Genomic DNA, 14,088 nt, shown 5'->3' on the forward strand with positions numbered 1-14,088 from the left:
TAAAATGCATCAGATAGGAGGTAATATGAGAAAAACAAAAAGAAAAGTTGCGGCATTTTTGTTGGCAGTGGGCATGAGTCTGACGAGTATTCCTATGTCGGCATATGCACAAGAGGTGCAGGAACCATCTAATCAGGAACAGGAAAGTCAAGAGGTTGTTCAGGAAGAACAGGCAGAATCTGTTGAAGAGCAGGAGACAGTCGAGTTTCAGGGAGAAAATCCGGAAAGTAATCAAACTATTACGAGTATGGATCTTGATGGAAATGTTACAGAAGTTGTAATCGAAGATGGAACAGTAGATAGTTACGCTGCAGACAAGGCAAGGATTGGGGGAGGACAGATTGTCAACTTCAATACAGGAAGCAGTGGTGTGACAGAATATGTAGAAGAGGGGTCAAACACTTCAGGATATACACATGGATCGTATGGAGCGGATGCCGCTTACCTTGGGACAAGCGGCGGGAAAGTAAGATTTATGCTGTCTGGGGTTATTGGCCTTGTAGATGCCAATAAAGTTCAGGTTGTCAGTGCAGCAGCAGCGCAATCTGTAAGTTATTATGCTGTCACAGGAGGAAGACTGATTCATTATATTACGATAAATGTAAATAAAAGTTCCTATGCGAGTGTACTCGATAATGGGGCGGCTCCGTCTTATTTGTCAGAGGGCACAAAGTATTACAGCTATGATGGACATTACTTTTATCCAGAATCAGCATTTCAACAGATGTTGGAGGATTATAAAAATGGAAACCGAAGCAGATCGGTAAATGCAAGTGCGCCATATTACAATTATTATCAATATCTTCCGTTTCGAAGCACAACGAATTATGGAAGTGATCTGAATGCGATGATTAATGCGAGGGTAACTGCAAGTTCAAAAATGAGAGATCTGGGAAATTCGTTTATCAATGCGCAGAATACATATGGAATCAATGCATTGCTTGCTGTTGGAGTAGCAGCCAATGAAAGTGCATGGGGATCCAGCTGGATTGCACAGAATAAAAATAACTTATTCGGTCTGAATGCGATTGATACTTCGCCAGGACAGAGCGCAGATTATTTTGCCAGTCCGACACAGTGTGTCAATGAATTCACAGAGACATTTCTTTCAAAAGGATATATGAATCCACAGGATTGGCGTTATTTTGGAGGATTTCTAGGAAACAAAGCGAGCGGAGTGAATGTAAAATATGCCTCCGATCCGTACTGGGGTGAGAAAGCTGCAAATGTAGCCTGGAGTTTAGATAAGGCAAATGGTAACAGAGATGCGGGGAAATATACAATTGGAGTCAAAGATACGCTCAGTAATCAGCATACAGATCTGAATGTGAGACAGGAGAGAAGCGCTTCTGCAACAAAAGTATATTCCACCGGCACACAATCCAGCCATGCGTTTATTTTACTCGAACAAAATCCAACATCCGGCTTTTATAAAATTCAGTCAGATCCAGTATTAAATGGGAGCAGAAGCGGAATTCATTCCGGAAGTGGTCGGTATGACTTTACAAACATGTATGCTTATGTAAGCAGCGATTATATTACAAAAGTTTCTATCGGAAACGGGGATTCAGGAAACAGTAATTCTGGTAATGGAAATTCTGGAGGCAACAATGGAGGAACATCAGTGGATCCCGTGTCAGTGCCGGAGGCTCTGAAAAATGTGATCAGTTACTCAGCTCATGTACAAGATATCGGTTGGCAGGATGCGGTATCAAATGGTGTGATGGCAGGAACAAACGGAAGAAATCTTCCGATGGAAGCGATTAAAATTCAGACAAGCGGTGTGGCAGGGCTAGGTGTGAAATACAGTACACATACGAGAGATTTGGGATGGCTTGAATATGTGAGTGACGGAAGTGTTGGCGGGACAACGGGACAGGCGAAGCCAATCGAAGCTATTAAAATTGAACTGACAGGAGAAAAAGCGGCAGATTATGATATTTACTACCGGGTTCATGTACAAAATTTTGGATGGCTTGATTGGGCGGATAATGGTACTGCTGCAGGAAGTCAAGGATATGCTTATCATATAGAAGCGATTCAAATCGCAGTGCTTCCAAAATGGAGTAGTGCACCGGGGAAAACAGATACTCCGTTTCAAGTGAAATCCGTAGATCTTCAGTACCGTGCACATGTATCTGAAATTGGGTGGCAGGAGTATGTCGGAAATGGAACACTTGCAGGAACGGTAGGTAAAAATCTTCCGGTAGAGGCTCTTCAGATTGCAGTGAAAAATGCGGGCAATTTAGGAATAAAGTACAGTGCTCATGTAAGAGATATTGGATGGCAGGATTACGTAAAAGACGGCCAGACGGCAGGAACAACGGGAAGAGCACTCTCAGTGGAAGCTCTTAAGATTCAATTGACCGGATCGGCAGCGGCTAATTATGATATTTACTACAGAACACATGTGCAAAATCTTGGCTGGCTCGATTGGGCGAAAAATGGAGCAGCATCAGGAAGCGCAGGGTATGCATACCATGTGGAATCTCTTCAGATTATTATTATGCCAAAAGGAAGTGCTGCACCAGGGAAGACGGCGAATGCTTTTCAAGAGAAAGGGATAGAAATACAATATCAATCACATGTACAAGACATCGGCTGGCAGAATTGGGTAAAAAATGGCGAGTTGAGTGGTACGACCGGACAGGCAAAAGCGATTGAAGCAATGCATATTTCCCTTGTAAATGCAACAGCAGGAGGAAATATAGAGTACCGTGCACATGTGCAGGATATTGGCTGGCAAGGTTGGGTGAAAAATGGAGCGCAGACCGGTACAACCGGAAGGGCACTTCCGATGGAAGCGGTGAATATTCGCCTGACAGGAGCGTTGTCAGAAAAATATGACATTTATTACAGAACGCATTGTAGAGATTTTGGATGGCTTGGCTGGGCGAAAAATGGCGAGTCAGCAGGATCAGAAGGGTATGCAAAAAATATAGAAGCTATAGAGATCAAACTGGTCAAAAAAGGAGAGCAGGGACCATCAAGCGGTGGAACTGCCTTTAAAAAGAAATAAAAGCAAAAAAATGGCGGTGAATATCCGTCATTTTTTGTTGTGATTCTTTATTGAGAATCAATGAAAACAATGGTATAATAACTTGTTAGTGTAGAAAAGATTAAAAAAATGGAGAAAAAATGAAGAAAACAATCATTCAAAAGATATTTATCTCAGATGAGACAACTACAAAAAGTAATTTTTTGTGGAATACGATTGGAACGGGAATGTTGGCCGCAGCTACTATGCTTTTTACTGTGATTGTGGCACATCTGTCAGGAGAGAAAGCAGGAGGGCTGTTTTCTTTTGCACTTACAATCGGACAATGGATTGGAACAATTGCATATTTTGAACTCAGAACATTTCAGGTAACCGATGTTGCAAGAAGGCACTCGTACGCTGAATATTTTTATGCAAAAGTTTTCTGTTGTATACTGGCGGTGCTGGCAGGAGGCGGTTATATAATGCTCCGTGGAGGCACAGTGGAGAAGGCTTTCTTTATCTTTCTGCTTTGCATTTATAAAATTTTGGATGGATATTCAGATCTGTACGAAGGAGAACTTCAGAGATATGGTCGGATTGACGTTGCAGGGAAATTGTTGTTCTGGAGAGTTGCCGGAGGAATTTTGATTCTGACTGCAGGGATTTTACTTACACAAAATCTGACCGTGGCGGTTATTGCCATGATTGTATATTCTTTATTGATGATTTTTGTTGTAAATGAAAAAGCACTTAGAGTTTTTGAAAAAGGGAAGCTGACATTTAGGAAAAAAGAAGTAGGGACTGTTTTGATAGAATGTCTTCCTCTATTTCTCAGCAGTTTTTTGAACACTTATGTATATAGTGCTTCGAGAATGTCCGTGGATAAAGTGCTGGATGCAAGGTATCAGTTGTATTATGCGGCAATTTTTATGCCGGTAATGATCATTAATCTATTTAGCACATTTGTTTTTAAACCGTTGCTTTCCGTTATGGCAGAAGACTATGAACAGAAGAGGAAAAGACAGTTTTTTCTCATGATTGTTAAAGTGTGTGCAATTATTGTTGCAGTTACGGTAGTCTGTGAGCTAGGTGCTTATTTGCTAGGAATTCCGGTATTGTCTATTTTATATGGCATCAATTTGGGAGCATATAAAATTGATCTGCTGATTCTGCTTCTTGCAGGTGGGATTAATGCATTGGCATTTTTTATGTATTATATTCCCATCTTTGACAGTTAGGAAGAGCAAAAATCGCTGTATCCCTTGTGGTTACTGGGCTGCAGCGATTTTTGCTGTTGTTACGGACTATAGTATTTTATTCTTTCCCTTTACTTTTTTTCTGAATATTTCTCATTTTACTTTTTGTTATGAACTGATAATCTGTTCGGAAACCACACACGTCATGAAGATCATCCGTAATTCTTTCTCGTTTGTATAAAGGAATGAATCCCTGTTCCTGTATTTCGGCGAAATTCATTTCTTTTAGAATATCTAATAATTCTTCACATGTATATTTAGCATCCAGTTTTTTCTCAAGGAAGCGGTATATTGTCAATGCAAGAAAACAGATTAGAAAATGTGCTTTGATCCGGTTTTCATCCTGTAAATAGACAGGTCTTGCAGAAAAATCCGTTTTCATAATCCGGAAACATTCTTCTATCTGCCATCTTCCTTCACTTACTTTCAAAATATCACCAACTTCGTCATCTAAAAGATCTGTGCATACTGCGTAAAATCCATCATACTGGGTTTCTTCAGAAATCTTAATTTCATCTAGATACTGCTTTACATCAGCAGCTTCGCCTTCCTCTGTTACAGCCATAGTTCCGATGAAACGTGCTGGATCATTTGGATTTTTTCGGTTCTTTTTTGTGCTCCCTGAATCCAGCATCTTTTGTGCCCGTTCAATCTGTTTGTCTCGAATAGATTTTTGATAAAGGGCATATTTAGGAGAATAGGTAATGATCAGGCGTTGATGTAGCTTCTTTGTGGTGTAGGGTTCGTCTTTATAATAAAGTCCTTTATCATCTTCGGGTAGTTTTGTGATATCAACAGGGGTTCCATCTGATACTCTTTTAAATCCCTGTAAATTTAATGCCCATTCTTTTTCTTCTTTCTTCAGCTTCTTGATGGACTGGGTTACGATATAAGCCCGTTCCCCCATGTGATTGTATTCCCGGATTGATTCAGAGCCAAGACCGGCATCACTGCAATAAATAAATTTCTGACAGCCAAAATCTCCAAGGACTTTCTTTTCTAACGGTTTGAGAGAGGTCTGCTCGTTCGCATTTCCCGGAAAAAGAGAAAAAGCAAGGGGAATCCCGTCTCCATCCATAAACAATCCCATTTGGATGATCGGGTTTGGCCTGTGTTCTTTACTTTTCCCGTATTTTTTATTTCCATCTTCCTGTTCAATTTCAAAGTAATAATTCGAGCAGTCATAATAAAGGACCTTATCATTTCTTTTTCCAAGGAAGTGGGAGTTTTTATAAACTTCAGACTGAATAAGATCACATTCCGCACCAAGTACATCCAATGCCCGGTAGACATCATGAAGTTCGTAGGATGGTTTTTCTAAGAATTCAGATGCAACTTTGTAAGAAGAACGTTTGCTGCAAGGTTCTAAGATTCTTGCATAAATCAAATCCGAAAGGATCGCATTGATATCATACTTGAATTTATATTTCTGTTTCAGTTTCCGGCAGATTTTATTCATTTGTAGTTGATAATAAATGGATTGGAGAAACAGATAGCCACCACGGAAGAAGACCTGCTTGTCATAATCTAATTGTCTATCCGCATGGAATGGTATCAATACTGTCTGTGCTTCTTTTTCTTTTTTATATTTTTCAGTTTCTATTTTCACTTCATTTTTCGCCCATGCAACGACATCATCTCTTGTAGGACCATGTTCAGGCAAAAGTTGTTCTAAGGTTCCCAGCTTGCGGACGATAGCTGAAGTAGTGCTGCCATTTGATTTTGTATAAGATTTACAGATATAAAAGGACTCTGCATTTTTTGATTTTGTTATATGAAGATTCATCTGTCATCCCTCCTATCCCTTATTATACCATACAATAACACAAAATAACAGCTATAAAAACGGAAAATTTGACATAAAAAAAGCAGGTTTTATGCGACCTGTGAGTACTTTTTTCGATATTCAACTGTCAAACTCCCGTGTGTGCAATTATTGTTGCAGTTACGGTAGTCTGTGAGCTAGGTGCTTATTTGCTAGGAATTCCGGTATTGTCTATTTTATATGGCATCAATTTGGGAGCATATAAAATTGATCTGCTGATTCTGCTTCTTGCAGGTGGGATTAATGCATTGGCATTTTTTATGTATTATATTTTGACTATTATGAGAAAACAAAAATATGCGTTGATTGGTTATGGAATGGAAGCGGTGGCAGCATTTGTCATTTCGGATTGGTTAGTCAGAAAGTATGCAATCAGAGGAGCAAGTGTGAGTTATCTGATAGCGGTAACCGTTTTATTGACAATCTTTGTGCTATTTATGATCTATAATATATGGAGAGGGAAAAAGGAAAATGGAAAATAAACATACATTTGCTATTTGTGCATATAAAGAAAGTAGTTTTTTGGAAGAATGTATCAAGTCTTTAAAGAACCAGTCGATTGAGAGTGAAATATTTATTATAACATCAACTCCTAACAGTTATATTGACAGAACAGCGGAGAAATATGGGATTCCTGTATATGTGAATACCGGAGAAGCTGGAATTGTTCAGGACTGGAATTTTGCTTATAAAAAGGCGCAGACAGAATTTGTGACAATTACTCATCAGGACGATGTGTATTTTGAAAAATATGCGGAGCATGTAGTGAGAGAATTTGAAAAATCTTCAAAGCCATTGATTTTCTTTACAGACTATGCAGAAATGCGTAATGGAGAAAAAGTGACGGATAACAGACTGCTCCGAATAAAACGCCTCTTGCTTCTGCCCTTAAAAGTGAAAGTGTTTAGAAAAAGTAGATTTGTGAGAAGAAGAATCTTGTCGTTAGGTTCTCCAATCTGCTGTCCATCGGTTGCTTTTGCGAAGAAAAATCTGCCGGAAACAGTATTCAAGCCGGGATTTGCTTCGGATGAAGACTGGGAGGCATGGGAATACATATCTAGATTCAAAGGTGAATTTATATATGACAAAGAAATATTGGTAGGACATAGAATTCATGAAGAATCCGAAACATCAAAAATCTTAGGGAACAATGCGAGAAATAAAGAAGACTATACGATGTTCTGCAAATTTTGGCCAAAGCCGATTGCCAAAATATTGGCAAGGTGGTATGCGGAAAGTGAAAAGTCAAATGAGTTGTCGTAATGTGGATGGGAGAACATATGAAAAAATTAATTATTATTCCAGCTTATAATGAGCAGGAAAGTATAAAGAAGACAGTCGAAGATATTATAAAAAATGCACCGGAGTTTGACTATATTGTAATCAATGATTGCTCTACTGATAGGACAAAAGAAATTTGTGAGACAGAAAAGTTTAATGTTGTGCATTTACCTGTGAATTTGGGAATTGGGGGTGCGGTTCAGACAGGGTACTTATATGCCGCAAGAAATGGATATGATATTGCTGTCCAAGTAGATGGAGATGGGCAGCATGATCCAAAGTTTTTAAGTAAAATGGCAGAGTTTATAGAAGCTGAACATGCAGATATGGTAATTGGCTCTCGATTTATTAATAAAGAAGGGTTTCAGTCATCAGGGGCAAGGCGTGTAGGAATTAAATATTTTACAATGTTAATAAAGTTACTTACAGGAGCAAAGATAACAGACCCAACGTCGGGGTTGCGGATGGTAAACAGAGAGATAATAGAATTTTTTGCGGAAGAATACCCAAAAGATTATCCGGAACCTGAAAGTGTTGTAGCTATTTTGAGAAGAAAGAAAAAAGTGTTAGAGTTACCTGTAATTATGAGAGAAAGAAGTGGGGGAGTGTCTTCTATCTCAATGAAAAAATCAGTGTATTATATGATAAAAGTATCACTTGCAATTTTGATTGAAAGGATTAGAAAATAGGAGGAGAAAAATGGATATCAAAATACAGTTGATTGTAGTGGTTATCATTGCTATTGCAATGGGAATTGTGGTTATGATGATTAGAAATAAGCAATTAGAGTTAAGATATGCCTTATCGTGGTTTGTGCTTGGTGTAGGGATACTTATTCTTGATTGTTTTCCAGATTTAATTACAGAATTGTCTGAAATTATGGGAATAGGAACACCGATTAATATGCTATTCTTCTTTGGATTTTGTTTTTCCTTAATGGTTATATTTGTTCTGACTGTTGTTGTATCAAAACTTACAGTGAAAGTAAAGAGACTTGCACAAGAAATTGCACTAATGGAAAATAAAGGTGAAATAGATGGAAAATAGAAAAAAAGGAAGTAAAATAATTGTAGCTTTTTTTGTGGCGATTTTGCTGTCGTTGGCAATTTCTACATTTATAACAAGCCATATGTGGGAAAGTGCTTCTATCATAATCGCATTAAGAGATATGAGAAAACAGATTATGTTAAATCGAGCGATTGTGCTAAGTCCAATTATCTTTTTTATAGAGCTTCATTTCGTAGTTGATATAAATACACTGTATACAAAAATATTTCGATATAGATGGATTTTGGGAGGAATAGTCTTAGTATTTCTTGTTATAAACAAATATAATGGGGATTCATTGGCTTGTTATAATTATATTCAACCTAATTTTCAAACAGAATTGGGGGAGCCATTTATTGGAGAGGAGAGATATATACGATCAGATGAGTACAGAGTGAATTCGCCTTCAGTATTATCATCGGGGAAAGGAGAAAATCCATACGGTCAGTATACAGATATCGCACGAGGAACAAAAACAGTAAACGGTGTATATGGGGTTAGTGCTAGATTAGGAACAGTTGCACAGGCGCCATGGAAATTAGTATTTCTTATATTGCCATTAGAATATGCCTTCAGTTTTTATTGGTATTTTCCTATTATTTTAGCATTCCTTGTAACGATTGAATTGTTTATGATTATTTCGAGAAAAAATGCACTGGTTTCTACGATGGGAGCATTTTTAGTTGTATCTTCAGCTTTTTGGCTTTGGTGGAGCTTTCCATTCATATTCATAGCAGGAGAGGCTAGTATCATATGTACATATTATCTTTTGGAATCTAAAGTGGTATGGAAGAAAATTTTATTTGCAATTGGATTTTCATTAGCGTTTAGTAATTTTGTGGTAAACTTGTATCCAGCATGGCAAGTCCCACTTGGATATTTGTTTTTAGTGATTGCTATATGGGTGATTCGAGAAAAATGGGATGAAATAAAGGCGTTAAATTGGAAACAGTGGGGAATCATAATAATAAGTATTCTAGTATCTATTGGACTAATTTTTTCCTATTTTTTTGATAATATTGAATATATACAAGCGATTATGCAAACGGCATACCCAGGAGATAGAAGACAGAGTGGTGGATTTAGTATTAATAAAGTGTTTTATTATGTCCAGTCACTATTTTATGCTTATAAGGATGTGGGAAATGCGTCAGAAGCAGGTGTGTTTTTTAGTTTTTTCCCAATCCCCACATTAGTAGCAGGATATTGTTGGATAAAATCAAAAAAGAAAGATTGGCTTGTAGGAGGGCTTTTGCTGATTAGTATTCCTATGCTTATATATACAACTGTAGGATTGCCTGCAACTATAGCTAATATTACATTGTTAAGTTATAGTATGCCAGAAAGAGTAGTTGATATTATAGGATATATACAAATATATTTTATTGTAATTCTAATGTCTCGTTATGCAAAAAAGAGAAAATTTTCAATAGGCACAGCAAGTATTATTGCTATAGCTGTAGCTGGTAGCGCAGTATTCTTTTCAAAACAAAGCTATCCAGAATATTTATCTGGGTGGTCACTGCTGATAATGGTGTGTATCATTAGTGCGGGAGGTATAGTTCTATTATCTAATTTTAAGAGAACTATAAGCAAAATTTTTTGTATAGGAATGATTATAATATCGGTTATTACTGGTATTTATATCAGACCTATTTCAAAAGGTTTGGATACCATTTATGAAAAACCAGTAGCTCAGCAAATAGAAAAAATTACGAAAAAAGATCCAGATGCTAAATGGATTGCTCTCGGCGGGACAGGAAACGCTTCTTTTATAACTATGTGTGGAGCTAAAACTATAAATTTTGTGAATTTTTATCCTAATATGGAACTTTGGGAAAAATTAGATGTAAATCACAATTACCAGAGAATTTACAATAGATATGCGCATATCGATATTGACTTTGTAGAGGGAGTAACAAGATTTCAAGAAGTTAGCCCAGATGCAATTCGAATAAAATTGGCATACAGTGATATAGAAAAGACAGAGGTTAAATATGTTTTTTCACAAGTCCCGGTAGAAAGTAATGAGAAGATAGAATTTTCAGAAATATATGGTGAAGATGGATGCTGGATTTATGAAGTGATTTATAAATCGCAAGGATAAATAAAGAAAAAAACTTGAATATAGGATGTTATGTGAGTATAATGACTATAAGAAAGTTTGAAGATGGAGGATAACTATGAGAACATATTTAGTAACAGGTGGAGCAGGATTCATTGGTTCAAATTACATTCATTACATGTTTAAGAAGTATGACAATGAAATTCGGATCATTAATGTTGACAAGCTTACTTATGCAGGAAATCTTGAAAATTTGAAAGATGTAGAAGATAGAGAAAATTATACATTTGTAAAAGCAGATATTTGCGATGCAGAAGCAATCAATAAGATTTTTGAGGAGAATGATATTGACCGCGTTGTACATTTTGCGGCAGAGAGTCATGTTGACAGAAGTATTAAGAATCCAGATGTGTTTGTAAAAACAAATGTACTTGGAACATTAGTGATGCTCAATGCGGCAAAGGCTGCATGGGAGTTAGAAGATGGAACATTCAAAGAAGATAAAAAGTTCCTTCATGTATCTACAGATGAGGTATATGGATCACTGGAAGAAGAAGGAGAATATTTCTACGAGACAACTCCTTATGATCCACACAGCCCATATTCAGCAAGTAAAGCATCTTCTGATATGCTTGTGAAATCTTATATGGATACTTATAAATTCCCTGCAAATATTACGAATTGCAGCAATAACTATGGACCTTATCAGTTTCCAGAAAAGTTGATTCCACTTATCATCAATAATGCCCTTCAAGGGAAACCACTTCCTGTATATGGAGATGGAAAAAATGTCAGAGACTGGTTATATGTAGAGGATCATGCGAAGGGAATCGATATGGTTCAGGAAAAAGGAAGATTATTCGAGACATATAATATCGGTGGACACAATGAGAAGCAGAATATCGAGATTATTCATATTATTCTTGATACACTTCAGGAGATGCTTCCGGAAGGTGATCCGAGAAAAGAACTTGTCAGTGAAAATTTGATCACATATGTGACAGATAGAAAAGGTCATGATAGAAGATATGCGATTGCTCCGGATAAAATTAAGAAGGAAGTAGGCTGGGTTCCGGATACTATGTTTGCAGAGGGAATCAAACTTACGATCAAGTGGTTCTTTGAAAATGAGGACTGGATGAAAAATGTCACAAGCGGTGACTATCAGAAATATTATGAAGAAATGTATAAATAAGAATTAAAAGACCGTACTTTTGTATGCAGATGATAGTATACAAAAGTACGGTTTTTAAGTAAATTAAAAATTTTTCCTGAGTTTATTTAATGCGTGACGAAGAGGAGCAGTAATTTTCCATGAAGTAGAATTAGTAATGGTATTGAGTGATGAGGATAAATAAGTCACCTGCTCCTGAAGTTTTTTCAAATGACTCTCGCATTGTTGAAGCTCTTCTGTCAATGATTGGATTTTATCTGTGTGATGTTTCGCATTTAATAAAGCGGTTTGAACAAATGAGTCACAGAAAATGTGTTGGTTACTGAGTGCATAGTAGGAAATTGGAGTAAAGTGATAGGAAGCTTCAAGAACTTCAGCAGTTTTTGGACAGGCTAACAGTTCTCCGAGTTTCATGATTCCAAGAATTGGATTTTGTTTTCCACCATATTTGCAATCGCAAAGTAAAAAGGCCTGTTCGCAGAGAAGTTCTTCCGGAGTAGCTGCGTGAGGATTACGAAAATAAGAGTGAAAAGTGCGTACAAATAATTCGGTATCCATATTTTCAAAAAAGTGGTTGCGGATCAGTAAATATTCATTTAAGTATCTGGTTGTATCAGATTCTGTGGTGGAACTTGTATTTAAAGTGGAGGAGGATAAAAATCGTCGCATGATAGTCAGATTTTCCTCTATAACAAAAATAGGATATTTTTGGGCAATGCGGATCCAGTAATCAAAGTCGTGAGCTTGTCGGTAAGCCGGATTGAAGTCTCCGATTTCTTTTTGGATTTCGGTTTTCATAAGCACGGAAGGATGAGAAAGGCAGTTTCCGTGAATGAAGAAAAATTCCAGCCAGTGTTCTTGACAGGATGGATGGCTACCGTTGAATAAGTTGTAAAGCTCTCGTTCAGAATCGTTGATACTATTTCCATGTTCGTCAATTAAATCCGTCCATGAAAAGCAAATATTACAATCTGGCGTTTTTTGCATGAAGTCTAGCTGCTTTTGCAGTTTGTTGGGATACCAAAGATCGTCGCTGTCGATTCTCGCAAGATATTCACCAGTCACTTTTTGGAAACCAAAGTTGGTAGCGTGACAAATATGTTGATTTTTTTCTAAAAAATAATATTCGATGCGGGGATCCCTACTGGCGTAATCTTTTATGATTGTCTGGGAACAATCAGTAGAACCATCATCAACTATAATAAATTGGATGTTTTGATAAGTCTGCGATAAGACACTTTCAATTGTTAGTGAGAGATGGGCTGCATGATTGTAGTTTATCATTAAAACACTTATTTTTGGATAAAACATAGAGAACCTCCTAATTTAATATTGATGTCAGCGTATCACGGTCTGACAAATTTGTAAAGAGAGCATAGGCGGGGAAGAAGAGGATTCTTGAAAGAATTTGAGAATCTTAAAGAAATGTGAAAAATATCTCAGAGATTGAAAAAGACAGAAGGAAGTGCTATAATACAACGTGACTTAATGTGCAGTTGCCAAAAACTACATCATGTCGGAAACCGAAAAGTTAGAAATGTGTATATAAAAAGTAGGAGGTACTTAAAATGAAAGGTATTATTTTAGCAGGTGGTTCAGGGACAAGATTATATCCACTGACAAAAGCAGTGTCAAAGCAGATCATGCCGGTCTATGATAAGCCGATGATCTATTATCCGTTATCCATTTTGATGCTGGCTGGAATTCGGGAGATTCTTGTAATTTCTACACCGAGAGATCTTCCGGTATTTGAGGAGTTACTTGGAACAGGAGAGGATTTAGGATTGAAGATGTCCTATGCGGTTCAGGAAAGTCCTAGAGGATTGGCAGATGCATTTATCATTGGAGAGGAATTTATTGGAAATGATAGTGTAGCTCTGATTTTAGGAGATAATATTTTCTATGGACAGAGTTTTTCGAAAATTTTACGAGAGGTGGCTTCACGGGAGTCCGGAGCAACAATTTTTGGATATTATGTAAGAGATCCGAGAGAGTATGGTGTAGTAGAATTTGATGAAAATGGAAAAGCGCTTTCGATTGAAGAAAAACCGGAACATCCAAAATCAAATTATGCAGTACCAGGATTATATTTCTATGATAATGATGTTGTGGAAATTGCGAAGAATGTAAAGCCGTCTGCACGTGGGGAAATTGAGATTACAAGTGTCAACAATGCATATCTTCAGAGAGGAGATTTGCGTGTAGAAACTTTGGGACGCGGTTTTGCGTGGTTGGATACTGGAAATCATGATGCACTTTTAGATGCAGCAGATTTTGTAGCAGCATTCCAAAAACGTCAGGGATTGTATATTTCGTGTATCGAAGAGATAGCATATAAGAGAGGATTCATTGACAAAGAGCAGTTGATTAAACTTGCACAGCCGTTATTGAAGACTGCATATGGAAAGTATCTGATGGAAGTGGCAGAAGGATTATAAGATTCGTCTGTAAATAAAAAGA

General features: G+C 37.2%; 11 protein-coding genes. 9 read left to right on the forward strand and 2 right to left on the reverse strand.

Features of this window, described 5'->3' with window-relative positions:
* Positions 1 to 25 precede the first annotated feature (25 nt).
* Positions 26 to 3,019 (forward strand): glucosaminidase domain-containing protein, encoded by a 2,994-nt coding sequence (locus ACGG81_RS03545; protein WP_390109618.1) that lies wholly within the window; start codon positions 26 to 28, stop codon positions 3,017 to 3,019.
* A 119-nt stretch (positions 3,020 to 3,138) separates the two neighbouring features.
* Positions 3,139 to 4,218, forward strand: a complete 1,080-nt coding sequence (locus ACGG81_RS03550) for a lipopolysaccharide biosynthesis protein (protein WP_390109620.1) — start codon at positions 3,139 to 3,141, stop codon at positions 4,216 to 4,218.
* A 76-nt stretch (positions 4,219 to 4,294) separates the two neighbouring features.
* Here the strand turns inward: ACGG81_RS03550 and ACGG81_RS03555 are convergent, their stop codons facing one another.
* Positions 4,295 to 6,022: an IS1634 family transposase gene (locus ACGG81_RS03555; protein WP_009263683.1), complete on the reverse strand. Its 1,728-nt coding sequence runs from the start codon at positions 6,020 to 6,022 to the stop codon at positions 4,295 to 4,297.
* Positions 6,023 to 6,159: 137 nt separating this feature from the next.
* Between ACGG81_RS03555 and ACGG81_RS03560 the strand changes: the two genes are divergently transcribed.
* The 6 genes from ACGG81_RS03560 (at position 6,160) to rfbB (ending at position 11,649) form a co-directional block, all read left to right on the forward strand.
* Entirely contained in the window at positions 6,160 to 6,543 is a 384-nt protein-coding gene (locus tag ACGG81_RS03560; protein ID WP_390109622.1) for a hypothetical protein, read from the forward strand.
* Complete coding sequence (locus ACGG81_RS03565; protein WP_116441669.1) at positions 6,533 to 7,324, forward strand: glycosyltransferase family 2 protein; 792 nt, start codon at positions 6,533 to 6,535, stop codon at positions 7,322 to 7,324. Before ACGG81_RS03560 ends, ACGG81_RS03565 begins: the two co-directional genes overlap by 11 nt.
* Positions 7,325 to 7,341: 17 nt before the next feature.
* Positions 7,342 to 8,031 (forward strand): glycosyltransferase family 2 protein, encoded by a 690-nt coding sequence (locus tag ACGG81_RS03570; RefSeq protein WP_120091331.1) that lies wholly within the window; start codon positions 7,342 to 7,344, stop codon positions 8,029 to 8,031.
* Between the two features lie 10 nt (positions 8,032 to 8,041).
* Complete coding sequence (locus ACGG81_RS03575; RefSeq protein ID WP_120091329.1) at positions 8,042 to 8,389, forward strand: DUF2304 domain-containing protein; 348 nt, start codon at positions 8,042 to 8,044, stop codon at positions 8,387 to 8,389.
* Entirely contained in the window at positions 8,379 to 10,496 is a 2,118-nt protein-coding gene (locus ACGG81_RS03580) for a hypothetical protein (protein WP_390109627.1), read from the forward strand. Before ACGG81_RS03575 ends, ACGG81_RS03580 begins: the two co-directional genes overlap by 11 nt.
* A 76-nt stretch (positions 10,497 to 10,572) precedes the next feature.
* Entirely contained in the window at positions 10,573 to 11,649 is a 1,077-nt protein-coding gene (rfbB, locus tag ACGG81_RS03585; protein ID WP_008976501.1) for a dTDP-glucose 4,6-dehydratase, read from the forward strand.
* Between the two features lie 63 nt (positions 11,650 to 11,712).
* On the opposite strand, the gene ACGG81_RS03590 is transcribed toward rfbB, so the two are convergent.
* Positions 11,713 to 12,939, reverse strand: a complete 1,227-nt coding sequence (locus ACGG81_RS03590) for a glycosyltransferase (RefSeq protein ID WP_120091323.1) — start codon at positions 12,937 to 12,939, stop codon at positions 11,713 to 11,715.
* A gap of 257 nt (positions 12,940 to 13,196) precedes the next feature.
* Here ACGG81_RS03590 and rfbA point away from each other — a divergent pair, with 257 nt between their 5' ends.
* Positions 13,197 to 14,066, forward strand: a complete 870-nt coding sequence (gene rfbA, locus ACGG81_RS03595) for a glucose-1-phosphate thymidylyltransferase RfbA (RefSeq protein ID WP_008976498.1) — start codon at positions 13,197 to 13,199, stop codon at positions 14,064 to 14,066.
* Positions 14,067 to 14,088 lie beyond the last annotated feature (22 nt).

The organism is Faecalimonas umbilicata (assembly GCF_042846195.1).
GTDB lineage: Bacteria > Bacillota > Clostridia > Lachnospirales > Lachnospiraceae > Faecalimonas > Faecalimonas umbilicata.

What these genes read in the sequence shown, in the direction of transcription:
- ACGG81_RS03545 (WP_390109618.1), top strand. Translation starts at nt 26, where the DNA reads ATGAGAAAAACAAAAAGAAAAGTTGCGGCATTTTTGTTGGCAGTGGGC.
- ACGG81_RS03550 (WP_390109620.1), top strand. Translation starts at nt 3,139, where the DNA reads ATGAAGAAAACAATCATTCAAAAGATATTTATCTCAGATGAGACAACT.
- ACGG81_RS03555 (WP_009263683.1), bottom strand. Translation starts at nt 6,022, where the DNA reads ATGAATCTTCATATAACAAAATCAAAAAATGCAGAGTCCTTTTATATC.
- ACGG81_RS03565 (WP_116441669.1), top strand. Translation starts at nt 6,533, where the DNA reads ATGGAAAATAAACATACATTTGCTATTTGTGCATATAAAGAAAGTAGT.
- ACGG81_RS03570 (WP_120091331.1), top strand. Translation starts at nt 7,342, where the DNA reads ATGAAAAAATTAATTATTATTCCAGCTTATAATGAGCAGGAAAGTATA.
- ACGG81_RS03575 (WP_120091329.1), top strand. Translation starts at nt 8,042, where the DNA reads ATGGATATCAAAATACAGTTGATTGTAGTGGTTATCATTGCTATTGCA.
- ACGG81_RS03580 (WP_390109627.1), top strand. Translation starts at nt 8,379, where the DNA reads ATGGAAAATAGAAAAAAAGGAAGTAAAATAATTGTAGCTTTTTTTGTG.
- rfbB (WP_008976501.1), top strand. Translation starts at nt 10,573, where the DNA reads ATGAGAACATATTTAGTAACAGGTGGAGCAGGATTCATTGGTTCAAAT.
- ACGG81_RS03590 (WP_120091323.1), bottom strand. Translation starts at nt 12,939, where the DNA reads ATGTTTTATCCAAAAATAAGTGTTTTAATGATAAACTACAATCATGCA.
- rfbA (WP_008976498.1), top strand. Translation starts at nt 13,197, where the DNA reads ATGAAAGGTATTATTTTAGCAGGTGGTTCAGGGACAAGATTATATCCA.